This is a genomic window from Parvibaculum sp. MBR-TMA-1.3b-4.2, assembly GCF_053628815.1.
This window is the reverse complement of sequence record NZ_JBRJHC010000001.1, coordinates 1,603,566-1,627,337: the sequence shown is the minus strand read 5'-3', so window position 1 is coordinate 1,627,337 and position 23,772 is coordinate 1,603,566. Positions and strand designations below refer to the sequence as shown.

The following is a 23,772-nucleotide window of genomic DNA, read 5'->3' as shown; positions in this document are numbered from 1 at the left end:
GCCGGGAGTGTGGCGCGGGCGCCATAGCCATTCGCAAAGCGTTAAGAATAAAACCGCAGCGGTGACACTCTCTCACATTGGCTGCGTGCGAAAACGCGCGCCGGCGTTATAGTGGTTGCGATCCTATCCATGGCGCAGCCTGCGCCGGTGACGTTGAAGCAGGGAGAGCCCGTTATGGCGCAGAATTTCTCTATTGCGGCAGATCTGAACGACAAGCGGACAAAGGGGCTTCTGGTCGCCTCCGCCGTGGCGATCTCCGTCATGTTGCTGGCCGTGACGATGTCCACGCCCTCCCGGGCGCAGGAAAAGGAAACCGCGCCCAATGGGGATACCGTCTACAAGGTCACCGACGAGCCGGATACGCCGCCCGTCAATTATCGCTCCGAGCAGGATCCGCAATACGACACGAAAAAGCAGCATGATGCGGAAATGTATGCCGAGCAGTATGAGAAAGAACGCCGCAAGAAGCAGCAGGAAGACAAGGAGCAGCTTCAGCGCATTCTCGATTTTTCCGCGGGCGGTACCGAGCCGAACAGCGTGAACCCGTCGGGCGATTCGATGGGCCGTTACTGAGCGCGCGCTTTTTGCGGGCGGATCAGTAGTCCCATTTCCAGTTGACGCCCGCGCCGCCGCTGGCGTCCTGCCCCACCGAGGTTTCGACGCTGATATTGTCGGTCACGTCGATCTCGACCTTGACCGAGGAATCGCTGGCCAGCGCGCCTTGCTCGACGCCCACATAGATTCCCTTGTCGATATATTTGCCCGCCGACACCGTCGTCTGGCCGGAGGCGCCCTGGTTCACGCGCAACACGTCGAGGCCGAGCTGCTGCTGAATCTGGCCGAGCACGCTCAGCCCGCCGCCGCCCGTGACGCCTGAAAGTTCCGCCGCCGTCGCTGCGAGCTGTGCCGCCTCGAAAGCCGACAGTTCGCCGACCTGCTTGTCGAACAGGATGCGCGAAATGACTTCGTCCTCCGGCAGCCCGGAAGGGGAAGAGAGGTCGATCTCGGGGTCGGAAGCCTGTCCCGTCACGCTGATCGTGGCCTCGAAATCGTTTCGCTGATAGCCGAGCGCGACATCGATGGTCGGGTTCGGCGGGTTGCGCCCGTAGAAGGTGATGACGCCTTTCTTCAGCGTGAAGGTCTTGCCCGCAAAATCCAGTGTGCCGCGCAGGCTGGTCAACGATCCCGAAATCCGCGGGGCATCGGCCGTGCCGGTTATGTGGAGAGATCCCTGCCACAAGGCATTGACGCCGCGCCCCGTCACCAGCGCGGGCTGGCCGATTTCCACCGTCAGGTCGAGGGCCGTGGGAAGGGGCGCCTCTTCCTTCTCCCGCTGGACGATGCCCGCGGGCGCGTTGATCTCCGTCACCTGGATTTCCGGCACGCTGGCAGGCAGGCTTTGCGGAATGCGGTATTGCGCAAGATCGGTGGTGAGCTTGCCGCTGACGGACAATGGCGCCTCTGGCGTGGGCGGCAGCGATTTCGCCTCGATGGTGAGGTCGCCGCTGACCGCGGCATCCGCCTCGGCCTGCCGGACAAGATGGGCCTTGTCGAAATCGAGATTCACCAGAAGAGGCGTCTTCGCATCCTTGCCGAGAGTGAGGTTGCCTTCCGCTTTCATCCGGCCCTTGCCGCCATCATCGGCATCCAGCCGGAACGTGAAGGCGCGGCTGTTCTGCGCTTCCATATGGAAGCGCATGTCGCGCAGCACCGTGCCCGTCGAAATATTCTCGAACCGGCCATCCGTGATATCCACCGTTCCGTTGACGAGAGGCGCGGATATGTCACCGCTGACTGTCAGCAGGACATCGGTTGCGCCGTCGATTTTCTGTCCGTCGAGGTCGGCGAGCGCGGCGAGGGATCCGAGCGGCCCCTCCCAAGTCAGTTTGCCCGACACCGGGCCCCTTTCGGGCAGCATCGGAAAGGCGCCTTGCGGGTCGCGGATGAGCGGCAGCGTCGCATCGAGTTTGAAAGGTTCGGTCGACACGCCTTTGGCCCAGGCGGAAAGGGTGAATTTGCGTCCGGCCCATTTCCCGTCGAGCGAGGCGTCGAAAGCGGGACGTTCTTCCAGATTGGCTTCCGGCACGCGCACGTCTTTAAAGTCGAGTGCGATCTCTGCCGACGACTTGCCGCTGTCGAGCGCGACGGTGCCGCTTGCAGAGCCGCGTGCCGCCTCGACCGGCAGGACGGGCGTCAGCAATTCGAGCGGCGCATTGTCGATCGTCGCGTCGAGGTACGCCGCGCGCGGGCGGAGGTCCATCTGCGCGGTGATGGAGCCCGTGCCCTCGGTGCTGTCTGTGTCCAGCGACAGCTTGTCCGTCTTGATCGTCTCGCCCAGCTTTATCGTGAAAGGCCGGGTGAGATGCATCTCCGCGGCGCCGACAACATAGTCGAGCGCATCGAGCGACACCCCGTCACCGGTATAGGTGCCCTTGGCAAGGAAACTGAGGCCCGCGGGCTCGAGCTGTTCGCGTTCGCCCTTCACCGCAACATCGAAGGCAATTTTGTCGAGGGGGCCGCTGGCCGTTGCCCCGAAGGCGCTGAAACGTGTATTGCCGGCACCGCCCGAGCGGGTCTTCATCACCACGTCGAGGGAGGGATCGCCCGTCAAATCATCCGCGCGGAGAGCGACTTCGGCTTTTTCCAGCGTCAGCCGGCTGCTGACATCGGCGATCAGTCTGGGAACGAGAATATATGCCGTGGCGTTCTGCTTGCCGTTCCGCGTATCCAGTGCGAAATCGATATCCGCCTGCCCGTCGATCGGCAGGCCCGCCAGCGCCGCGAGGGGCGCGAGCGCGAGGTTCTCGCCAGTCAGCGATCCCGATGCAAGCCCGTCGGCATCGACGCTCAGGCTTCCTTTCAGCGGCGCGCCCAGAATGGACGCATCGATCGGGTCGAGCGTCGCGCCACCTTTCGCGGGCAACGCCAGTTTCGTATCCAGCCTGACCTGGCCATCGTCGCCGTTCAGACGGAAGGCGATGGGGCCTTGCGATCCCCCGTCTTTTTTGTCGCTCGCGCCGATTTTGGCGGTCAGGCTTGCCAGCTTCGCATCGAGACCGGCCAGCATGCCTTTCTGAAGTTTCGCATCGAGCGAGAGCTGCGGCGCGGCGGTCGTGCCGCTCAATGCCACCTGCGCGGAGAGTTTGCCGCGCGTGTTCATGCTGCCGAGTACCTTACCCGCGTCGGGCATGGACAGCGTGGCGTCGCCCTTGAGCGCGCCGGTCGCCGTCATGGACCCGGCACCCGTCAGCGAGAAGCTCGCCGAACGGGCGTCCAAGCCGGAGGCTGCATAGCCTCCCTTGCCATCCATGGAAAGCGCCGCCGCGGCCGTAAAGCCCGGCGACAGCAACCCGTCCAGCATGGGATCGCCCGTGGAAATCTTCTCTCCCGCAAGCGAAAGCTGCGCATGGGCCGTGCCGTTCGGATCGAGCGTTAGCGGAGCGACGTCGAGTTTCACTTGTCCCGCGAGCGGCTGTCCCGCCAGCTCGCCAATCGGTTTCAGGTCTGCGAGCGTGCCATGCGCTTCGCCATCGACGCTCAGCCCGTCGGCGAGCGCGACCTGCCCGGCAAAACGCAGCTCATTGTTCTGGCTGGCGAGAGCGAACTCCCCGATATCGGCCTGCATCCTGTCCATGTCGGCCTTGGCCGCGAGACGCCAGTCCATGGCGTCGAGGAAGCTGTTCCCGTCCGCGCCTGCGAGCTTGTCGAGCCCTCGGATCGTCCCCGATCCCTTTATGTCGGCAACGCCGCCCTTTGCCGCGCCTGCCGTCTCGATGTCGCCTGTCAGGGCAAGAGCGCCTGCCGTCACGTCGATCTCCCGCAGGGAGAGGCGTCGGGCGCCATCCCAGCCGATGCGGGTCTCCGCCTTCACTGTCTTGGCGCCGACCGGTTCCATCGCGTCGGCGATCATGCGGCCTTGGGCGTCGAGCGACAGTGTGATGTCGGTTTCATCGCCGGTCAGACCATGCGCGGCAAGCCGGGCGTCGATCGCGCGGCCCGCCGTCACCGACATCTCGCCGGTCATCGCGCCTTCGCGCATCGTGCCGCTTGCTTTCGCCGTGACGCCGGCAAAACGCGGGTCCTCCGTCAGCGCTGCGACCAAACCCGGTTTGGCGGATGAGCCGTCGGTGACGTCGAGTGTCAGGTCGCCCCGTCCGCTCCCCGCATCATGCGCGATATGCGCCACGATATGTCCGGGCACATTGTCGGTCCGGTCGGCACGCAGGTTGAGGTCGATATCCGTGCCCTTCCAGTGGAGGTCGCCACTGGCATCGAGCCGCGTATCGCTGCCGGCAAGCGCCTTGCCGAGCCTTGCATCGTCGAGCGAAAGGGCGTCGATCCGGATGGCAACCGGCAGAGACGGCAAACTGGGCAGGGTGAAGGGAGTATCGCTTGCGGGCTCTTCGGCGGGCGCGCTTTCCGGCGCCCGGTCGACGTCGAGCCCGGTGACGGTCAGCGCGACGATATGGACTTCGCCCGACCAGAGCGCCAGCGGCCGCCACTCGATGGAGGCATGGGGCAGGGTGAGCCATGTGCCCTTGTCGTCGCGCAGCGAGACGTTTTCGAGGATGAGCGTCGAAGGCCAGTTGCCGGAAATATCCTCGACCGAGAGAGCAAGGCCCGCATTGTTGGCTTGCGCCAGCCCGACATCGAGAAGCGCCTGCCGCACCGGACGGATATTGAGAAGCGCGATGGCAAGGGCCACCAGCAAAAGCACCAGACCGGCAAGGCCGAGCATCACCGCGCCAGCCCGTCGCAGCAGGCGGGCCGTGATATCGCGTTTTTTCGCCGCTGCCTGTGCCATCAGAATGCCTGCCCCAGCGAAACATAGATCTGGAAACGGTCGTCGATCCCTGCGCGCCGGTCCAGCGGCACGGCAACGTCGAACCGCACCGGCCCGATAGGCGTGTAGTAGCGCAAGCCCAGCCCCGTGCCCCATTTGAGCGGCTTGCTGAATGAGGGGGTGAGGCCGGAATAGGCATTGCCGCCATCGAGAAAGGCGACGACGCCGACAGAGTCGGTCGCGCGAAATCGTGCCTCGAAATTGGTTTCCAGCACGGAGCGCCCGCCGACCGGGTCATTGTCGCTGTCGAGGGGCCCCAGCATCTGGTAGCCATAGCCGCGGACCGAGCCACCGCCGCCCGCATAGAAGCGCGTGGAGCCCGGCACATCGTCTGTTTCCGAGGCGAGCAGCGAGCCCGCCCGGCCGCGCGCGGCGAGCGTCACCCATGGCGAGCCGTCGTCTCTCTTGCCGAAACTGAGATAGGTTGAGCCGATACCTTCCAGCCGCGTAAAGGCGACCGCTTTCTGATTGGCGCGGCCGAAATAGGGCGTCGCCCGCACGGTGGCACGTATTCCGGACGTCGGGTCGAGCAGGCTGTTGCTGCCGTCATAACTCAGCGAGGCGGGAATGCCGATCAGCTGATAACGGTTGTTGCCGCGCGAATCCGCCGTGCGCACCAGTTCGAAAGTAACGCCGAGGCTTGCCTTGATCTTGTCTGTCAGGGGGCGGACGAGACCGGTGCCCGCCTTGATGCGGTTTTCGTTGTAGGCGTCCGAGCGTTCATGCGCGATTTCGAAACTGGCGGTCAGCGTCTGGTCCTGCCTCAGGAAACGGGGCTTGCTGAAATCGGCGGTCGCGGATTGTTCCGTCTGCGAGACGTTGAGGCCCAGCGTCAGCTTCTCGCCCCGCCCCAGCAGGTTTCGATGTTCCCAGGACGCCTTGGCGCCCGCCCCGGTGGAGGTCGTGTAGTTCGCGCCGAGCCGGACCGTACGGGCAGGGCTTTCCTTGAGGGTGAGCTCCTGCGGCAGTTCGTTGCCGTTGATCGGCTGTCCGCTATCGAGGGCTATCTGATCGAACAGGCCCGTCTTGCGCAGCGCGTTCAGCGAGTTGTCGACTTCGCTGCGGTCATAGGTTTCCCCCTTCTCGAAGGTGATGAAGGAGCGCACATAATCGTCACGGGTGCGGCCTTTATTGGAAATGGCCAGCGGACCGAAGAGCATGGGCTCGCCCGCCTTGATGGAAAGCGTGACACTGGCCTTATGCGCGGCGAGGTCGACGATCACCTTGCGGTCATCGAGTTCGGCGTCGGGGTGACCGTTATCGTAGAGCCAGGTAAGCGTCTCATTGGTGAGGTCGATGATGCGCTGCGCCTTCGCCGCGCGCTCGGGTTTCAGCCCGAAAAAGGCGCCGTCTTTCGGCAGTTTGCTTTCGTCTTCCGGATGGTCGGCATAAACGATGTCGAAGCTTTCGATCATCGTTCGCTCGCCCAGGTCGACGTCGAAAACCACTTTGTAGGCGCCGCCGGTTTCCTGCCGGATGGATGAGGAAATCCGGCCGTTGTAATAGGCCTCCGAGCGCAATACGCGGTCGATCCGCTTTTCGTCCTCGATCGCACGCCGGCGAAGCTGGGCGAGCGTCGGCACGGGCGTGTCGGTCTTGCCGAGCTGGACGGAATCTTCCATCAGCTTTGTCAGATAATCTGGAATACGCGGGCCGCGAACCTCGGTGGAAAAGTCGAGACTGCGTTCGCCGGTTGGCGCAGCGGAGGCGTCGTCGGGCGGAGTGGATGCGTCTTCAGGCGGAGCAGAGGCGGACGGGGTTTCGACGGTGCCGGGATCGGTTTGCGTGTGAGTGGCCGGTGCGGCAAAGGCGCTCGTCAGCGCAACCGCCAATGCGGTCGCAGAAACGCCCGCAAGCGTGCGCAGCCGGCCCGTCGGCCATGCTGTACGCCCACCACCGGGCTGCCACCGCGCATTGCGGATCATTCGTCACTCGCTCCAGACGGGGCCGCGCTCCTGACAGAACGAAGCCCCGGACATGCCGGCCCTGACAGCCGGTTCAACCTACGACGTTACATTATGCACGACGCCGGGCTCATGCGGCCATGCTCCTGCATCGGGATGACTGGCATTCTGTCATTTTCCCGTCAACCTTGACCTTCCAGCAACTGGAAGCATTACGTTCCAGGCAGAAAATTGGACCTCCCTGCGGGAACGAGACCATGAGCGAACAGGAAAGCTGCTGCCATCACCATAATCATTGCCATGGCGGCGGGGACAGAACGCCGCCGCCGGTGATTCCCGGTGCACAATATACATGTCCCATGCATCCGGAGATCGTCCAGGATGGCCCCGGTACTTGCCCGAAATGCGGCATGGCGCTGGAGCCCATGATGGTGACGCGCGATGCGGAGCCGAATGAAGAGCTGATCGACATGACGCGGCGCTTCTGGGTCGGTCTCGCGCTGGCGCTCCCGGTCTTCATCCTCGAAATGGGCGGTCATCTGTTTCACACGGATTTCGGTCTCTCCCCGGTTATGGGCAACTGGGTGCAGTTCGCATTGGCGACCCCGGTCGTGCTCTGGGCGGGGGCGCCCTTTTTCCAGCGCGGCTGGTCCTCGGTGGTGACGAATAATCTCAACATGTTCACCCTCATCGCCATGGGCACGGGCACGGCCTATGTCTATTCGGTTGTGGCGATCCTCTTGCCGCATATCTTCCCCACCGCCTTCCGTAATGAAGACGGCACGGTACCTGTCTATTTCGAGGCATCGGCCGTCATCATCGTGCTCGTGCTGCTGGGGCAGGTGCTGGAACTCAGGGCGCGCGACCGCACCAGCGAGGCGCTGCGCTCACTGCTCGATCTCGCGCCGCGCACCGCCCGCCGCCTGACCGAAAGCGGCGACGACGAGGAAGTGGAGCTTGGCGAGGTGGAGAAGGGCGACCGCCTGCGCGTACGTCCGGGCGAGAGCGTGCCCGTCGACGGCGTGGTGATCGACGGCCGCAGCTCGATCGATGAATCCATGATCACCGGTGAGAGCATGGCCGTTGAAAAAGCCGAGGACGACAATGTCATCGGCGGCACGCTCAACGCCACCGGTACTTTCGTCATGCGGGCCGAACAGGTCGGCATGGAGACCATGCTGTCGCGCATCGTCAACATGGTCGCCGAGGCGCAGCGCAGTTCCGCGCCCATTCAGGGCCTTGCCGACAAGGTGGCGGGCTATTTCGTCCCCGCCGTCATTGCGGTTGCTATTATTGCTTTTGTCGCCTGGTCGTTCGCCGGGCCGAGCCCGGCCTTCGGCTATGCGCTGGTGGCGGCGGTGTCGGTCCTCATCATCGCCTGTCCCTGCGCCCTGGGCCTTGCCACGCCCATGTCGCTGATGGTCGGCATGGGGCGCGGCGCCGGTCTCGGCGTGTTGATCCGCAATGGCGATGCGCTGGAACGGATGGAAAAGGTCGATACGCTGGTCGTCGACAAGACCGGCACGCTGACCGAGGGCAAGCCGCGCGTGACTGCGGTGGAGCCGGCGGACGGGGTGAGCGAAGACGATCTGCTGCGCCTTGCCGCAAGTCTTGAGCGCGGCAGCGAACATCCGCTGGCGGACGCCATTCTGGAAGCGGCGAAGGATCGCGGCCTGACACTCTCCGATGCGCAGGATTTCGATGCGCCGTCGGGCAAGGGCGTCACCGGCACGGTGGAAGGCCGCAAGCTGGCCCTGGGTAATCGGCATCTGCTGGACGATCTGGGCATTGCGGCGGACAAGCTCTCCGCCCGCGCCGACGAATTGCGCGACAAGGGCGCGACCGTAATGTTCGTGACGATGGACGGTGCGCTGGCGGGGCTTCTCGCCGTCGCCGATCCGATCAAGAAGACGACACCCGATGCGATTGCGCGTCTGCGCGAGGACGGGCTGCGCATTGTCATGCTGACCGGCGACAATGAACGCACCGCCCGGGCGATTGCAGCCGAACTCGGCATCGATGAAGTCGAGGCGGAAATCCTGCCCGACAGGAAAGCGGACATGGTGAAGCGGCTGCAGGGCGAGGGCCGCGTCGTCGCCATGGCGGGCGACGGCGTCAACGATGCTCCGGCGCTCGCATCCGCCGATGTCGGCATTGCCATGGGCACAGGCACCGACATCGCCATGGAAAGCGCGGGCGTGACGCTGGTGAAGGGCGACCTCATGGGCATCGCCCGGGCGCGCGAACTCTCCCGCGCGACCATGCGCAATATTCGCCAGAACCTCTTTTTCGCGTTCATCTATAACGCCGCGGGCGTGCCCATCGCGGCGGGCATTCTCTATCCGGTTTTCGGTCTCCTTCTGAGCCCGGTCTTTGCGGCGGCGGCCATGTCTCTTTCATCTGTCTCCGTTATCGGCAATGCTTTGCGCCTGCGCGGGCTCAAACTGTGAGCCTGTTTCGATTGACCGATATAATGGAGGTCATTAGTCTCGCCCCATGTCCGAGGCCAGAAGTAAAGCGGGAAACCGCAGCAGCGACACGCGTGAGAGGTTGATCGTCGCCGCCGAGCAATTGTTCGGCGAGCGCGGCATCCATGCGGTGACGCTGAAGGAAATCAATGCCGCGGCAGGGCAGCGCAATGAATCCGCGCTGCACTACCATTTCGGGTCGAAAAAGGCGCTGATCGGGTCGATCCTGCGCCAGCGCGCCGATGTGCTGGATACCCGCCGCTCGCAATTGCTCGACGATCTGGCGGCAAGCGGCGAAAAGCCCGACCTCCGCGGGGTCGTGAAGATCGCCTTTCAGCCCATCTTCGAATTGCTGCATACGAGAGACGGTGTGCGCTTTGCCCGTTTCGTGGCGCAGGTGCTGGGCGATCCGCAATTCGACTTGCCGCGCATGACGGTCTGGGGGCGCTATGACGGCCTCACTCGGGTCAATATTCTGCTGGCCGACTATCTGAACGACCTGCCGCCAGAGGTTGCCGAACAGCGCCAGCGTTTCATGCTGGAAATGGCGATCAGCGCCCTTGCCATCTGGACGCGCCGTCACGATGCGCTGAAGGATGTCGCGGCGCGCGAATTTTTCACGGCAAATCTCGTCGACGGCCTGCTCGGCATGTTGACCGCGCCCGTCTCCGCGGAGACCGAGACCGCATTGACGCCGGCCGTGAAATCCAGGGGGAGGAAAACCGATGAGCGAAAAGCTCGAGCCGACTGAGGCGCAACTCGATGCGCTGATGAAAGCCGACCAGACGACGCCCATCGTCATGGTCAACCTGCTGAAGTTTCGTGCCAAAGCCGTCTATGAGGATGGCCGAGACGCAGGCGGCATCAGCGGTGCGGAAGCCTATGGGCTCTATGGCCAGGTCGCGCAGAAGAAGATCAAATCCGTCGGCGGCGGTATTCTCTGGCAGTCCCCGCGTGAGCAGCTCGTCGTCGGTACGGACAAGGACGATTGGGACGCGGTGGTGCTGGTGCGCTATCCCTCCCGCAAGGCCTTCCTCGAAATGACCTCGGAAGCCGACTATCGCGAAGCGCTGCCCCATCGCACGGCGGGCCTGAAACGCACCGCGCTCATCCAGTGCATGGATACAGGCGCTGTGGGCTAGGTCCATGGGCTGGAGGTTCAACCGGGAAACCACCCGGATCGAGTCCGACGATCCAGAAGTGTTCGTTGAATATCTCGCTGCTCATCGCGAAGAGGGTGATGAGTTCATACTGCACATGCAGGGAAAGAAAATCGGTTTCAGGACAGCTGATTTTTGGAAAGACGATACGTCAGAGCGGATGCCCGATGGCACCAAGGTTTGGAGTTTCGACTGGGTCGCTTGCAGGGTAGTGCGATGGGATTACGAAACACGAAAACCCGTTACCCTTGCGAAAGAGTATAGGTTTTCTTCAAAGGAAGAGCAGGATGAGGTGCTTCGGACATTCGCTGATGCTCTTGCTGTCTTTGATGGCAACCGCAAGCCCGACGACCCTGCATCGATCAAGGCGCGCGTTGAATTCACCGACCGAATGAAGGCGTGCATCGAAGCCGGTGAGCTTCTGAAGTGAGTTGGTCGCTCTAACCTTTCAGGAAGCCCCGCGTCACTCTCAGGAATTCGTCCAGCTTGTCATGCTGGACCCAGTGGCCTGCGCCTTCGATATTCACGACTTTTGCATTCTGGAAATGCTTCGCGCGCCCGTCTTTCACCGGGTCGCTCGCCCAGCTTTCCGCGCCGCGAATGAGTAGCGTGGGGCAGGTGATGCGCGACCAGAGATAGGTCGTGGTCGCCTCGTCGAAACCCGTCGGCGGAAAGACGCGCACATAATTGTCGAACTTCCAGCTATAGGTGCCGTCTTCGTTCTGATGCACGCCGTGAACGGTAAGGTGTCGCGCCCGCTCCGGCGAAAGATGCGGGTTCTCGCCCTGCATGCGCTTATAGGCTTCCTCGATGCTGGCATAGCGGCGCGGCTGGCGGCCTGAGAGCTTGCGCGTCTCGTCGATCCAGTTGCGCAGCCGCTGGTCGGTCGTCATGTCCTTGCCTTTTTCGAGCATGGCGGGCGAGGGGCCGAGCCCTTCGATGACGACGAGCTTCTTCACATTCTCCGGATAAAGCCCCGTATAGCGCAGCGCCACCGCGCCGCCCATGGAATGCGCGACGATGGTCAGCGGCGCGAGATCTTTCTGATGGATGAGCTGCGCAATGTCATAGACATAATCGTTCATCTGATAGGTGCTGCCCAGCATCCAGTCGCTGTCGCCATGGCCGCGCAAATCCGGCGCGATGATGTGGTACTCGTCGCGCAGCGCTTGCGCCGTCCAGTCCCAGTTGCGGCAATGGTCGCGCCCGCCATGGATCATCAGCATGGGCGAAGCGCCGTCATTTCCCCAATCGACATAGTGGAGCCGCAGGCGCTGCGAAAAATAGATGTGGGAGGCGGGGCCGATCTGTTCTTCCATCGGAGTGTCTTTCCTAGCCGCGAACCGGTCCGGCGGGACCGGCCTCGAATTTCTTCGTCTCCATCGAAAGAACCTCGACATCGGCCATCGCCTTGCCGAAGGCGGCCATGTGAGGCTGTTCGAAATGGGAGGCCAATGCTGCCTCATCCTTCCATTCCTCGTAAATACGAAAGAGGCCGGGCGTTTCGATGTCTTCGTAGAAACCATAGGCGATGCAGCCCGGTTCCTCGCGTGTGGCCCGCGCCATGGTGGCGGCGATGCCGGCGGCCTTCTCGCGGCTTGCCTCGGCGATTTTGAACGTGCCCGTCACGACGATCATTCTGCTTCCTTGCCCGGTTTTTGAGGGGATGTGCGCAGCGTCGAAGACCGGCCTGTCGAATGCCGGCTATCGATCTGAAATGTACCGCCACACGCCATAAAGCGCGAGCCCCAGCATGATGTGGACGGCGAGAACGGGCGGCCAGCCGAAGAGATAGATGATGTCGTTGGCAAGCCCGGGCTTAAAGGGGCCGCCCCCAAAGGCAAGCCCGCGGGTGCCGAAAACCGCATTGAAAATGGCAGGCACGGTGAAAAGCCATGCCGTCACCAGCGCCGACCAGAAGAACCAGGTGAAGAGGCGCGGCGTCAGGCGGATGAATTGTCCGCCGATCCCGAAAGCCATCAGCATCAGCCCCTGTGTGATCGCTTCCATATGCGCCATGCGCCAGGCTCTCGAATCGTCCGGTAGGGAAACCGGAATATCGATTGGAAGTGGCCACAGGACGATCCTGCCCAGGAGGGCGAAGAACCAGACCCAGCCGATGACGATCGCCAGTGCGAGGAGCGCGACGCCGTTGAAGAACAGGAGGCCGCGCATGCGGTCTTTCATCGTCGCGGCGGTGGTTTGCAGGGAAGCATCCATCTTCTTTCTCCTCATGCGCCAAGCGGCACGGGCGCGGGCCGCCGAAGCTGGTCGGTGTCGAGCCGCCCGGCGCCGTTTTGATCGGTCGAAAAAAGTTCCGCCCATGCCCGAGCCCAATCCGGATCGGGCACGCGCCTGGGGGTGTATCCGGGAACGAGGATGCGCAGGAGCTTAGGTGTCAGTTTGCGGAAAATGCGCAGCAGCAATCCGACGAGGCGCAAACGCGATCTCAGGTCATGCCAGAGCCGGTCTTCCCTGAGCAGGGTCTGGTATCCGCGCTGCGTCAGCAGAAAGATATGCGCCGTGGCGTAGAGGAAGCCATGGATGCGCCGGAAATACCCGCCCGCCACATGATCGAAAACGTCATAGGCGACGTTCTTGTGTTCGATTTCCTCCACGAAATGCCAAAGCACCAGCGAGGCGACGCCGCTCTCGCTGCCGCCGAACAGATAGTCGCGATCCTCGACGAGCATTTGGCCGATAGCGAGCGCCATCGACTCAAACCCCTCCGCATAGGCGAGGTTGAAGGCGAGGGAATGTGTGGCTTCGATATCCGCATAGGAGGCGTCGAGCTTTGCTTCCAGCGCGTCGATTGACGTGTAGCCGCGGGCTTTCAGCTCGTCATTGAACTTCCGGTGCTGTCGGTAATGTGTCGCTTCTTGCGCCACATAGGAGTCGAGGTCCCGCCGCAGCGCGTCGTCGCGCACCAGCGGCCGGGCCTCGCGCATGGTGCGGATGAGATAGGGCTCCAGATAGGGCATGGCGAGCGAAGCCGCGTTGACGATCTGCGAGAACTCAGGCCGTTTGCGGTTCCAGTGGCCTTTCATGGCCGGCGGAAAGGCAAAGCCCATCCGCCGGATTGTCATGCGCGTTTCGGCGCTCATGTCGTCCCCTCTCCCGCCAAATAGAGCAAACAATCTAATTAGAGTATTTCCTCTAATCCGTCGGAGTGTCAAGCCTTGGAGCCGCCGCGCGCGGGTAGTATGAAAAGGCATGAGCAATCGCGAACGCATTCTGGAATTGAGCCTCACCCTCATGAACGAGGAGGGCGCGGCAGCCGGCACGACAACGCGTATTGCCGGGGAGCTGGGGATCAGCCCCGGCAATCTCTACTACCACTTCGGCAACCGGGAAGAGATCGTCCGGGTCTTGTTCGATGAGCTGGACAAGGAACTGCGCGCGGTGCTCGTCGAGGATGTCGGCCCGCCGATTTCGCCGGCGCGTTTCGCCGCCTTTTATCTGCGGAGTTTCGATCTGGCGTGGCGCTACCGGTTTTTCTTCGGCGGCCTGCTGGGGCTTCTGCGCCGGGACGATGTACTCGCCGCCCGCTATCGCGATCTTCAGGACTGGGGGATCGGCGAACTGGAGCGGATCGCCGGTCAGCTCGTGAAGGACGGCAACATGACCCGTCCGGGCGGGCGCGGCGGGCTGCGGTCCGTCGCGCTCAATACCTGGCTCATCTGGATGAACTGGATCCGTTTTCTGCAGATATCCGGCAAACGCGCCATCGAACATGAAGATATGGCCGATGGCGCGAGCCAGCTATTCGATATCCTGGCGCCCTATCTCGATCCCGCTTTCGAGCGATCGGCCCGCCGTGCGCTGGCGCGCGACCTGCCTCGATAGCCCGCAACGCGCCCGGGCTTGGGTGCTAGGGGCTTGGTGGGCTTAGGGAGGCTTAGATGTCTTCCAGCCCCATTTCCTTGCGGAACATGACCTTGCCATAGGAAGCCGGCATCAGCCTCTGCATCCAGTCGACGAGATGCGCGTCCATGCCGATCAGGATGCGGCCCTTGTCCTTGCGGATGCCCTTGAGGATGACCTGCGCGGCGCGGTCCGGCGTCGTGCGCGCGATCTTGTCGAAACCGGAGGCCGCTTCCTCCCGCGTCGTCGCCTGGGTGGATTGGAGGAAGCGCGCATTGCGCACGATATTGGTCTTGATGCCGCCCGGATGGACGCAGGAGACCTTGATGTCCGTACGCTGAAGTTCGTGGCGCAGCGCCTCGGTGAAACCGCGAATGGCGAACTTTGCCGAGTTGTAGGCGGCCTGAGACGGCACGGAGATGATGCCGAAAATGCTCGACACATTCACGATGTGCCCTGCGCCCTTGGCCTGTAGCTGAGGCAGGAAGGCCTTGGTGCCATAGACCATGCCCCAGAAGTCGATATTCATCACCCATTCGAAATCGTCGAAGGCCAGCTCCTCGACCTTGGCGATCTGGGCGACGCCGGCATTGTTGATGATGATATCCGCGCCGCCATGGCTCGTTTCGATATCCTGCGCGAAGGCGAAAACGGCATCCTTGTCCGCGACGTCGAGGAGATAGGTCGAAACCTTGCCGCCCTCCGCCTCGATCTGTTTCGCGGTCTCCGCAAGCCCCTCCCGGTCGAGATCCGAGGCGCAGATCGTAGCGCCTTCCCGGGCGAGTGCGATGGCGGTGGCGCGTCCGATCCCGCTCGCGGCGCCGGTGATGGTGGCGACTTTTCCGGCAATCTCCGTCATGGGCTATTCGCTCTCCAGTTGATTTCGAAACCGGCTGACACTACGCGATTTGACGCCCGCTTTCACGTGGTTGCTTGTATTCATGTGTTGCGGTTGGCCGAACCGGCCCTTCTCCCCCTAGAATGCCGCCAACGAATAAGGGGAGGAGACGAAAATGGACATCAAACCCATCGCCGGGCTCGACGACCGGATCAACGATATCCGGCTCATGACGGCAAAGGTCGTGAACGAGGAGATCATTCCGGCAGAACCGGTTTTTTATAAGGGCGGCGATGAGGCCGAGGCCGTTCGCGCCGGCATCCGGGACAAGGTGAAGGAACTCGGTCTGTGGGCGCCGCACCTGCCGGAGGAGTATGGCGGCATGGGGATCGGCTTTCTCGCCCATGCCTATATGAACGAGGTTATGGCCTGGAGCCCCTTCTCCGCGCGCCTTTTCGGCGTCGTCGCGCCCAATTCCGGCAATCAGAAGATCCTGCTGAAATACGGCACGCCCGAGCAGAAGAAGAAGTGGCTGGAGCCGCTCGTCGCGGGCGAGATCGAATCCTGCTTTTCGATGACCGAGCCGGATCAGCCCGGCTCCAATCCCTATGCCATCCAGACACGCGCGGTGAAGGACGGCGATCACTGGGTGATCGACGGCCATAAATGGTTCACCTCCAACGGGCGCCGCGCCGACATCGCCATCGTCATGTGCCGCACCGAGCAGGATGACGGCAAGGGCGGCACCAAGGACAAGATGACCCAGATCATCGTGCCCATGGATACCCCCGGCGTGAACATCATCCGCTCCGTCCCCGTATGGGGGCATACCAATGGCGACCATTGTGAAATTCGGTACGAAAATGTCCGTGTGCCGCTTGAAAACCAGCTCGGGCGCACCGGCACCGGCCATCAGGCCGCCCAGGACCGGCTGGGCGAGGGCCGCGTCTTTCACTGCATGAACTCGATCGGCCAGATGTGGCGCGCCTTCGACCTCATGTGCAAACGGGCCATGACGCGCGAAGTGCATGGCGGCACGCTTGCGACCAAGCAGTTCATTCAGGGCTTCATCGCCGACAGCTATATGGACATCCAGTCCGCCCGGCTGATGACGCTGCATTGCGCCCATCAGATGGAAGCCGGAGGCGATGCGCGTACGGATATTTCAGCGATCAAGATCTTTGTGCCCGCCGCCTTCGAGCGCGTGGTCGACCGCGCCATCCAGGTGCATGGTGCGCTGGGCGTTTCAGGCGACACGCCTCTTTCCGGCATGTATATGGGCGCGCGCACGCTTCGCCTCGCCGACGGGCCGGATGAAGTTCATCGTATTGTCATCGCGAAGAATGTTCTCAAATGCTATCAGGAAGGCGCGAGCTGGGATTTCGGCGCCTGATGTTATGATGAATCACGCGGTGATTCGCCGTCTGCGAACGAAACCGTCTACGAATGAATTTATGGGGATGGAAAACCGGTGGTAGTGCCCCCGGAGCAGGAAGAGGCCGATAGGGGCCGGATGGCGATGCGGCAATACATGACGCATTGGTCCGGTGCGCGAACCTTTATCGCCGCGGCCACCGTTGCATTCGGCCTGCTTTATCTCGGCGGGGCCATTCATGCTGCCGCGGCGCTTGCCGCATATGGCTTTCTCCTCATCGTCGTTCTGGCGCGGGCCGCGATTGCCGGCGAGACCCGCCCCGTCCGGGTGGCTGGCGCGTCCGGCGAAAAGCGCGCCACCCCGCTTGGCAGCGGGCCCTCCCTCACCATCCTCGACCGCCTGCCCGATCCGCTGATCGTTCTGGACGGTGCGGGCCGTGTCCTGCTGCGCAACAGCGCGGCGGAGCCGCTGGTCGTCAAACAGGCGGTCGGCAAGCATGTCGCGACCGTGCTGCGCAATGCCCCGCTCATTTCCTGTATTGAATCGGTCCTCAAGGGCGGCCCGGCCTGCTCGGTCGAATACACGCTGCCGGTACCCATCGAGCGTCATTTCAACGCCTTCGTCACCCCGATCGAAACGGAAGGCGCCGGGCCGGGACCGCGGAAGAATTTTCTCGTGCTGGTGCTGCTTCACGATCTCACCGAGGCCAAGCGCGTGGAATCCATGCGAGTGGACTTCGTGGCCAATGCCAGCCACGAGCTGAAAACACCGCTGGCCTCGTTGTCGGGGTTCATCGACACGCTGAGCGGCCATGCGAAGGACGACCCGGAAGCGCGCGAGAAGTTCCTCGGGATCATGAGCGATCAGGCACAGCGCATGCGCCGCCTGATCGACGACCTGCTTTCCCTGTCGCGCATCGAACTGCGCGAACATGTGCTGCCCGACCAGCTTGTGAGCCTGCAGGGCGTGGTGGAAGACGTGATGGACGCGCTGACGCCGATTGCACGCGATTCGGGCGTGGAGCTTGTTGCCTCCGCCCCCGCCACCCTGCCGCCGGTCAGGGGGGAGCGTGACGAGCTGGCCCAGATTATCCAGAACCTCGTCGACAATGCGCTGCGCTATGCGCAATCGGGCAAGCGAATCGAAATCGGCCTGTCCCGGGAAACCAGAGGCAGCCGCGATGTCGTCCGCCTGACGGTCCGGGATTTCGGGCCGGGCATTGCGCGCGAGCATATTCCGCGTCTGACCGAGCGTTTCTACCGCGTCGATGCGGCGACCTCGCGGGCCCGTGGCGGCACCGGTCTCGGCCTCGCCATCGTCAAGCATATCGTGAACCGGCATCAGGGCACGCTCTCCATCGAGAGCGAGATCGGCAAGGGAACGACCTTCCTGGTCCAGATTCCCGTCGCCGAGAGCGGTCAGGGCACCCCGGCGGGGCCCTCCGGAGAGGCCGATGACGCCACGACCCAAAATGACGCATCTGCGAGCATTCGGGCCGCCCAATAGCCTGATTTCATTGCTGGATTTGTAATTATTTCACATTCGGATTCGCGGGAATCCAAGGGTTTCCGTGCGTCTCCGCCGTCACATTCAAAAAAGTGTCACGTAAGCGTCGTAAACGCTTAGTCAGTCGCTTCTAGCGTCCGCCACGCCTGAAGGTAAGAACAGCTGCGGCAAAGAGGGAGGCCTCCTACCGGCTCCCCGTGTCCGGCTCTCACAGACTGGAGATTAATCGTGAAACTCAAGAATCTGACGATGGCTGCGACCGTTGTCGTCGCCACTCTCGGCGTAGCGGGCGTTGCCCAGGCGCGCGACCAGGTTTCGATCGCCGGTTCGTCGACGGTGCTGCCCTACGCCACGATCGTGGCCGAGCAGTTCGGTTCGGCGTTCCCGAACTTCAAGACGCCCGTCGTTGAATCCGGTGGCTCCTCCGCCGGCCTGAAGCAGTTCTGTCAGGGCATCGGCGAAGAATATATCGACGTCGCCGACGCGTCCCGCGCGATCAAGAAAAAGGAAATCGAAGCTTGCGCCGCCAACGGCGTGAAGGAAATCGTCCAGGTCAAGATCGGCTATGACGGTATCGTCTTCGCTTCCGACGTGAACGGCCCCTCTTTCGCTTTCGAGCCGAAGGACTGGTTCCTGGCGCTGTCCAACGAAATTCCGGTCGACGGCAAGATGGTCGCCAACCCGAACAAGAAATGGTCCGACATCAACCCGAATTTCCCCGACTGGGAAATCAAGGCGTTCATTCCGGGCGAAAAGCACGGCACGCGCGAAGTGTTCGAAGACAAGGTGATCCTTGCCGGTTGTGAAGCCGCTGGCGGCTTCGACATCTACAAGGATGGCGGCATGGACAAGAAGGCCGCTCAGAAGGCCTGCATCAAGCTGCGCACCGACGGCGCCTCCACCGACATCGACGGCGACTACACCGAAACGCTCGGCCGTCTGCAGTCGAACAAGCAGGCCATCGGCGTGTTCGGTCTCTCCTTCTACGAGAACAACACCGACAAGCTGAAGGTCGCCACGATGGGCGGCGTCACGCCTTCCGTCGAGACGATCGCCAAGGGTGTGTATCCGGTTTCCCGTCCGCTCTTCTTCTACGTGAAGAAGGCCCATGTCGGCGTGATCCCCGGCCTCAAGGAATATGCGACGTTCTTCATGAGCGACGCGATGGCCGGCCCCGACGGCCCGCTTGCCGAATACGGCCTCGTGCCGCTGCCGGCGAACGAACTGAAGGAAGTTCAGGAAACCGTGGCTGAAATGAAGCCCATGTAATCCTGGTTCTGCCAGGGAGCCGGCGCCCTCGGGCGCCGGCTCCTCCTCCGGCTTCCGCCGGAAATTGCTAAGTGAAGTTTCTAAGTCCAGTCGTGGCCTTGTCTGTCGCAAGAGGTCCGGCGTCCCTCCGGGATGCATAACGGGAAGAGCGGTAATGACCACTCAGGTGATTTTTCTGATCCTTCTGCTCGCGGGCGTCGCAGCCTTCTTCTATGGCCGCTTGCGTGCCAGGACGATGACCGCCTCCTCCGCCGAGAAGTTCCATTCGCGCCCCGGTCATCATGGCTTCCACCTTGTGATCTGGACGGTACTGCCGGCCTTTTTCCTGATCGTGCTCTGGCTGGTCGTTTCGCCGCTGGTGGTGCGCTGGGCGGTGACGAATTCTCTGCCCGAGGCGGCAACCGCATCGGGCGATAGCGTGTCCCTGGTCATGACCACGGTCGAGCAGATCTCCCGTGGCGTGACGCAGCTCAACGAAGAAGATTTCAAGCAGATCAATTCCGGCGCGATGACGGTGCAGGACGCAATGCGCTCGAAAGGCGTTCTGGTCGGGTCCGACGCCAAGCCCTACATGCTGCAGGCGGCGATACTGGATGAGCGCTTGGGCGCCAACAGCCATCTGTTCCTGACGCTGTTTGCCGGGCTGACGATGATCGGCGGGTTCTGGTACGGGCGGCGCAGCATTGCGCCCCGCGCGCGCGCGCGCAACGCCGTCGAGCGCGTCATGACCCTCGGTCTCATCGCGGCCTCCACCGTTGCGATCCTCACCACGGCAGGCATCGTCCTGTCGGTGCTCTTCGAATCCATCGCGTTTTTCCGGATGGTCCCGCCCGCGGACTTCTTTTTCGGGACCGTGTGGGACCCGCGCTTTTCGGCGCCAGGCCGCGTCGGCGGCGATGCCGGCCAGTTCGGTATCCTGCCGCTTCTCTGGGGTACCGCCTATATCTCGCTCGTGGCGCTTCTCGTCGCCGTGCCGATCGGCCTCATGTCCGCGATCTACATGTCGGAATATGCCGGCAATCATGTGCGCTCGATCGCAAAGCCGCTGCTGGAAATCCTGGCCGGTATTCCCACCATCGTTTACGGCTTCTTCGCGCTGGTGACTTTCGGTCCTTTCCTGCGCGACGCCGGCGGTCTTGTCGGCTTCGACATCCAGGCCTCCTCGGTGCTGACGGCCGGTTTCGTGATGGGGATCATGATTATCCCCTTCGTATCCTCGCTGTCCGACGACATCATCTCCGCCGTTCCGCAGTCGCTGCGCGAAGGCTCCTACGGTCTGGGTGCCACCCAGTCGGAAACCATCAAGCAGGTCATCATGCCGGCCGCTCTGCCCGGCGTCGTGGGCGCGGTGCTTCTCGCAGCCTCGCGCGCCATCGGCGAAACCATGATCGTGGTGCTCGCGGCGGGCATTGCGGCCAATATCACGCTCAATCCCGGCGAGTCGGTGACGACCGTTACGGTCAAGATCGTCAGTCAGTTGACCGGCGACCTTGAGTTCAACAGTCCGCAAACGCTGGTGGCCTTCGCGCTGGGCTTGACCCTGTTCGTCGTCACCCTCGGCCTCAATGTCTTCGCGCTTTACATCGTGCGCAAATATCGGGAGCAATATGAATGACCGATCAGGTGCATCGTATGGACGTTACGGCAGGGGGTCGTGTGGCTAAGGCTGAGAAGAGCAAACTGGTAAAGCGGCGTTACGCGGCGGAGCGCCGGTTCCGCCTCTACGGCATGGCGGCAATCGGGACGGCGGTATTTTTCGTCTTTCTGCTGTTCGGTTCGATCGTCAACAATGGCTGGTCTGCGTTTTTCCAGACCAAGCTCGGCCTGACCGTGCATTTCGACGAATCCGTGATCGACAAATCCGGTAAGCGCGATCGCATGACGCTGCTGACCGCCAACTACCGCAAGCTCGCCCGCGAGGCGCTGCTCGCCGAGCTTGGCGTCGATCCCGCCAACCGGCCGATGCGCCGCAAGGCGGAAGCGCTGTTGTCGCGCGGGGCGGCGATCCAGCTCCGCAACATCGTGATGGACGATCCCTCCGTCATCGGCACCACGCGGAAGGTCTGGCTTCTGGCCAGCGGCAATGCGGATGCGCTGATGAAGGGCGCCATCGACCGCGACGTGCCGGAGAGCCGGCGTCAGCTCGACAACCAGCAGGTGGCCTGGCTCGATGAGCTGAAGCAGAAAGACATACTTTCCCTGACCTTCAACACCGGTCTGTTCACCTATGGCGCCTCCTCCCAGCCGGAAACGGCGGGTATCGGGGTGGCGGCCATCGGCTCCTTCTTCATGATGCTGATCGTGGTCCTGCTGGCGGTGCCGCTCGGGGTCGCGGCCGCGCTCTATCTGGAAGAGTTCGCGCCGCAGAACCGCTGGACGGATCTGATCGAGGTGAACATCAACAACCTCGCCGCCGTCCCCTCCATCGTGTTCGGTCTTCTGGGACTTGCCGTCTTCATCAATTTCGCCGGCTTGCCGCGCTCGTCCTCCTTGGTGGGCGGTCTGGTGCTGACGCTGATGACGCTCCCGACCGTGATCATCGCCACGCGCGCGGCGATCCGCGCCGTCCCGCCCTCCATCCGTGAGGCGGCGCTGGGGATCGGTGCGTCCAAGATGCAGACCGTAACCCATCACGTCTTGCCGCTCGCATTGCCCGGTATTCTCACCGGCACGATCATCGGGCTGGTGCAGGCGCTGGGCGAAACGGCACCGCTTCTGATGATCGGCCTTGTGGCTTTCGTCGTCGATTATCCCGCTACGCCTATGGATCCCGCCACGGCGCTGCCGGTGCAGATCTATATGTGGGCGACCGCCGCCGAGCGCGGTTTCGTTGAGCGCACGGCAGGCGCGACGATCATCCTGCTGGGCTTCCTCATCCTCATGAATTCCACCGCTGTCATCATGCGCAGAAAGTTCGAACGAAAATGGTAGAAATTTCCGCACCCGTTTCGTCGGCCCCCAAGGGTGCAAATCAGGCCGACACCAGCAAGATGAGCGCGCGTGACGTTTGCGTCTACTACGGCGAGAAGCAGGCTCTTTTCGGGGTGAACCTGGAGATCCCGACCAACGAGATCATGGCGCTTATCGGCCCGTCCGGCTGCGGCAAGTCCACCTTCCTGCGGTGCCTGAACCGGATGAATGACGTCATTCCGATTGCGCGCATCACCGGCGATATCGAACTCGACGGGGAAGACATCTACGCCCCCGATCTCGACGTGGTCGAACTCAGGGCGCGTGTCGGCATGGTGTTCCAGAAGCCGAACCCCTTCCCGAAGTCGATCTTCGATAACATCGCCTATGGACCGCGTATCCATGGCTTCTCCTCCAACAACAAGGCCGACATGGAAGAGCTGGTGGCGACCAGCCTTCAGAAGGCCGGCCTCTGGGAAGAAGTGAAGGATCGCCTGGACCAGCCGGGCACGGGGCTTTCCGGCGGTCAGCAGCAGCGTCTGTGCATTGCACGCGCCATTGCCGTGAAGCCGGAAGTCATCCTGATGGACGAGCCCTGCTCGGCGCTCGATCCGATTGCGACGGCGAAAATCGAAGAGCTGATGGACGAACTCCGGTCGGACTACACGATCGTGATCGTGACGCACTCCATGCAGCAGGCGGCACGCGTGTCGCAGCGAACCGCGTTCTTCCACCTCGGTGTGCTGGTGGAAGAGGGGGATACCGACAAGATCTTCACAAATCCGGACGACGAGCGCACGCAGAACTATATCACCGGCCGTTTCGGTTAATTTCGACGCCGGTCACTCGGTGAGGGGCCAAAAGGAGGATCAGGCGTGACGACAGAACATACAGTGAAGTCCTTCCAGGAGGAGCTCGAGAAGCTCAGCACCGGGATCGCTCAGATGGGCGGGCTGACCGAAGCTCAGCTATCGGCAGCTCTTGAGGCCGTTCAGCGGCGCGATAATCAGCTGGCCGAGCGCACCGTGCGCGAAGACGTGCGGATCGACGATCTCGAAACGCAGATCGAAACTCAGGCTGTGCGTGTGATCGCGCTCCGCCAGCCCATGGCGGCCGATCTTCGCGAGGCCATTGCCTCGATCAAGATTTCGAACGATCTGGAACGCATCGGCGATCTGGCGAAGAACATCGCCAAACGCGCCATCGTGATCGGTTCCGATTTCAATATCGAGAACCGTCTCATCCAGAGCATCGGGCGCATGGGCCGGCTGGCTCAGGGGCAGCTCAAGACGGTGCTGGATTCCTATTCCAGCCGCGATGCGCAGGCTGCCATGGATGTCTGGATGCAGGACGAAGAGATCGACGAGATGTACAACTCGATCTTCCGTGAACTGCTGACCTACATGATGGAGGACCCCCGCACCATCGGCGTTTCCACCCATCTGCTCTTCATTGCCAAGAACCTGGAACGGATCGGCGACCACACGACCAATGTTGCCGAGACGGTCCGCTACCTCATCACCGGCGAACGTGTCGTGGATGACCGCCCGAAGGGCGATACGACGAGCATGACCTCGATAGAATCGGATGATTGAAGGAGGCCACAAGGGAAATGCAGATGTTGACCACGGCGGA

Annotated in this window: 20 protein-coding genes; 13 read left to right on the top strand and 7 right to left on the bottom strand. The window is 62.6% G+C overall.

The annotated features are described in order from the left end of the window. Positions 1 to 129 precede the first annotated feature (129 nt). Complete coding sequence (locus ACSSVQ_RS07800; protein ID WP_454182044.1) at positions 130 to 573, top strand: hypothetical protein; 444 nt, start codon at positions 130 to 132, stop codon at positions 571 to 573. A 22-nt stretch (positions 574 to 595) separates the two neighbouring features. On the opposite strand, the gene ACSSVQ_RS07795 is transcribed toward ACSSVQ_RS07800, so the two are convergent. Both ACSSVQ_RS07795 and ACSSVQ_RS07790 read right to left on the bottom strand, forming a co-directional pair. Beyond that, on the bottom strand, positions 596 to 4,804 hold the full coding sequence (locus ACSSVQ_RS07795; protein WP_454182042.1) for a translocation/assembly module TamB domain-containing protein: 4,209 nt from the start codon (positions 4,802 to 4,804) through the stop codon (positions 596 to 598). Then, positions 4,804 to 6,768, bottom strand: coding sequence for a BamA/TamA family outer membrane protein (locus ACSSVQ_RS07790; RefSeq protein WP_454182040.1), 1,965 nt, complete (start codon positions 6,766 to 6,768; stop codon positions 4,804 to 4,806). The genes ACSSVQ_RS07795 and ACSSVQ_RS07790 overlap by 1 nt, the downstream gene beginning before the upstream one ends. Positions 6,769 to 7,004: 236 nt before the next feature. Here ACSSVQ_RS07790 and ACSSVQ_RS07785 point away from each other — a divergent pair, with 236 nt between their 5' ends. The 4 genes from ACSSVQ_RS07785 to ACSSVQ_RS07770 are packed head-to-tail and all read left to right on the top strand — an operon-like array spanning position 7,005 to position 10,805. Further along, on the top strand, positions 7,005 to 9,197 hold the full coding sequence (locus ACSSVQ_RS07785; protein WP_454182038.1) for a copper-transporting P-type ATPase: 2,193 nt from the start codon (positions 7,005 to 7,007) through the stop codon (positions 9,195 to 9,197). 46 nt (positions 9,198 to 9,243) lie between these two features. Then, positions 9,244 to 9,966: a TetR/AcrR family transcriptional regulator gene (locus ACSSVQ_RS07780; RefSeq protein ID WP_454182036.1), complete on the top strand. Its 723-nt coding sequence runs from the start codon at positions 9,244 to 9,246 to the stop codon at positions 9,964 to 9,966. After that, on the top strand, positions 9,941 to 10,357 hold the full coding sequence (locus ACSSVQ_RS07775) for a DUF1330 domain-containing protein (protein ID WP_454182034.1): 417 nt from the start codon (positions 9,941 to 9,943) through the stop codon (positions 10,355 to 10,357). Before ACSSVQ_RS07780 ends, ACSSVQ_RS07775 begins: the two co-directional genes overlap by 26 nt. 4 nt (positions 10,358 to 10,361) lie before the next feature. Beyond that, positions 10,362 to 10,805: a hypothetical protein gene (locus ACSSVQ_RS07770; protein WP_454182032.1), complete on the top strand. Its 444-nt coding sequence runs from the start codon at positions 10,362 to 10,364 to the stop codon at positions 10,803 to 10,805. A gap of 10 nt (positions 10,806 to 10,815) precedes the next feature. On the opposite strand, the gene ACSSVQ_RS07765 is transcribed toward ACSSVQ_RS07770, so the two are convergent. The 4 genes from ACSSVQ_RS07765 to ACSSVQ_RS07750 form a co-directional block, all read right to left on the bottom strand. Beyond that, on the bottom strand, positions 10,816 to 11,694 hold the full coding sequence (locus ACSSVQ_RS07765; protein WP_454182031.1) for an alpha/beta fold hydrolase: 879 nt from the start codon (positions 11,692 to 11,694) through the stop codon (positions 10,816 to 10,818). Positions 11,695 to 11,707: 13 nt separating this feature from the next. Further along, positions 11,708 to 12,013: a putative quinol monooxygenase gene (locus tag ACSSVQ_RS07760; protein ID WP_454182030.1), complete on the bottom strand. Its 306-nt coding sequence runs from the start codon at positions 12,011 to 12,013 to the stop codon at positions 11,708 to 11,710. 66 nt (positions 12,014 to 12,079) lie between these two features. Beyond that, positions 12,080 to 12,595 carry a hypothetical protein gene (locus tag ACSSVQ_RS07755; protein WP_454182028.1) on the bottom strand — a complete coding sequence of 172 codons (516 nt, stop codon included), beginning with the start codon at positions 12,593 to 12,595 and terminating at the stop codon, positions 12,080 to 12,082. Positions 12,596 to 12,606: 11 nt separating this feature from the next. Next, a complete protein-coding gene (locus ACSSVQ_RS07750; RefSeq protein ID WP_454182026.1) occupies positions 12,607 to 13,479 on the bottom strand; it encodes a metal-dependent hydrolase in 873 nt (290 codons plus the stop codon). Between the two features lie 109 nt (positions 13,480 to 13,588). Here ACSSVQ_RS07750 and ACSSVQ_RS07745 point away from each other — a divergent pair, with 109 nt between their 5' ends. Further along, on the top strand, positions 13,589 to 14,221 hold the full coding sequence (locus ACSSVQ_RS07745) for a TetR/AcrR family transcriptional regulator (RefSeq protein WP_454182024.1): 633 nt from the start codon (positions 13,589 to 13,591) through the stop codon (positions 14,219 to 14,221). Positions 14,222 to 14,273: 52 nt separating this feature from the next. On the opposite strand, the gene ACSSVQ_RS07740 is transcribed toward ACSSVQ_RS07745, so the two are convergent. Then, a complete protein-coding gene (locus ACSSVQ_RS07740; protein ID WP_454182022.1) occupies positions 14,274 to 15,098 on the bottom strand; it encodes an SDR family NAD(P)-dependent oxidoreductase in 825 nt (274 codons plus the stop codon). A 154-nt stretch (positions 15,099 to 15,252) separates the two neighbouring features. Here ACSSVQ_RS07740 and ACSSVQ_RS07735 point away from each other — a divergent pair, with 154 nt between their 5' ends. The 7 genes from ACSSVQ_RS07735 to phoU all read left to right on the top strand — a co-directional run bounded on the left by ACSSVQ_RS07735 (position 15,253) and on the right by phoU (position 23,732). Then, positions 15,253 to 16,470 (top strand): acyl-CoA dehydrogenase family protein, encoded by a 1,218-nt coding sequence (locus ACSSVQ_RS07735; protein WP_454182020.1) that lies wholly within the window; start codon positions 15,253 to 15,255, stop codon positions 16,468 to 16,470. A 78-nt stretch (positions 16,471 to 16,548) separates the two neighbouring features. Further along, entirely contained in the window at positions 16,549 to 17,958 is a 1,410-nt protein-coding gene (locus ACSSVQ_RS07730; RefSeq protein ID WP_454182018.1) for an ATP-binding protein, read from the top strand. A 249-nt stretch (positions 17,959 to 18,207) separates the two neighbouring features. Further along, on the top strand, positions 18,208 to 19,227 hold the full coding sequence (locus ACSSVQ_RS07725) for a substrate-binding domain-containing protein (RefSeq protein WP_293325562.1): 1,020 nt from the start codon (positions 18,208 to 18,210) through the stop codon (positions 19,225 to 19,227). A 154-nt stretch (positions 19,228 to 19,381) separates the two neighbouring features. Further along, on the top strand, positions 19,382 to 20,842 hold the full coding sequence (gene pstC / locus ACSSVQ_RS07720) for a phosphate ABC transporter permease subunit PstC (protein WP_454182016.1): 1,461 nt from the start codon (positions 19,382 to 19,384) through the stop codon (positions 20,840 to 20,842). Continuing rightward, positions 20,839 to 22,158 carry a phosphate ABC transporter permease PstA gene (gene pstA, locus ACSSVQ_RS07715; protein WP_454182014.1) on the top strand — a complete coding sequence of 440 codons (1,320 nt, stop codon included), beginning with the start codon at positions 20,839 to 20,841 and terminating at the stop codon, positions 22,156 to 22,158. Before pstC ends, pstA begins: the two co-directional genes overlap by 4 nt. Further along, on the top strand, positions 22,152 to 22,967 hold the full coding sequence (gene pstB, locus ACSSVQ_RS07710) for a phosphate ABC transporter ATP-binding protein PstB (RefSeq protein ID WP_454182012.1): 816 nt from the start codon (positions 22,152 to 22,154) through the stop codon (positions 22,965 to 22,967). Before pstA ends, pstB begins: the two co-directional genes overlap by 7 nt. 45 nt (positions 22,968 to 23,012) lie before the next feature. Then, positions 23,013 to 23,732 (top strand): phosphate signaling complex protein PhoU, encoded by a 720-nt coding sequence (phoU, locus tag ACSSVQ_RS07705; protein ID WP_293327491.1) that lies wholly within the window; start codon positions 23,013 to 23,015, stop codon positions 23,730 to 23,732. Positions 23,733 to 23,772 lie beyond the last annotated feature (40 nt).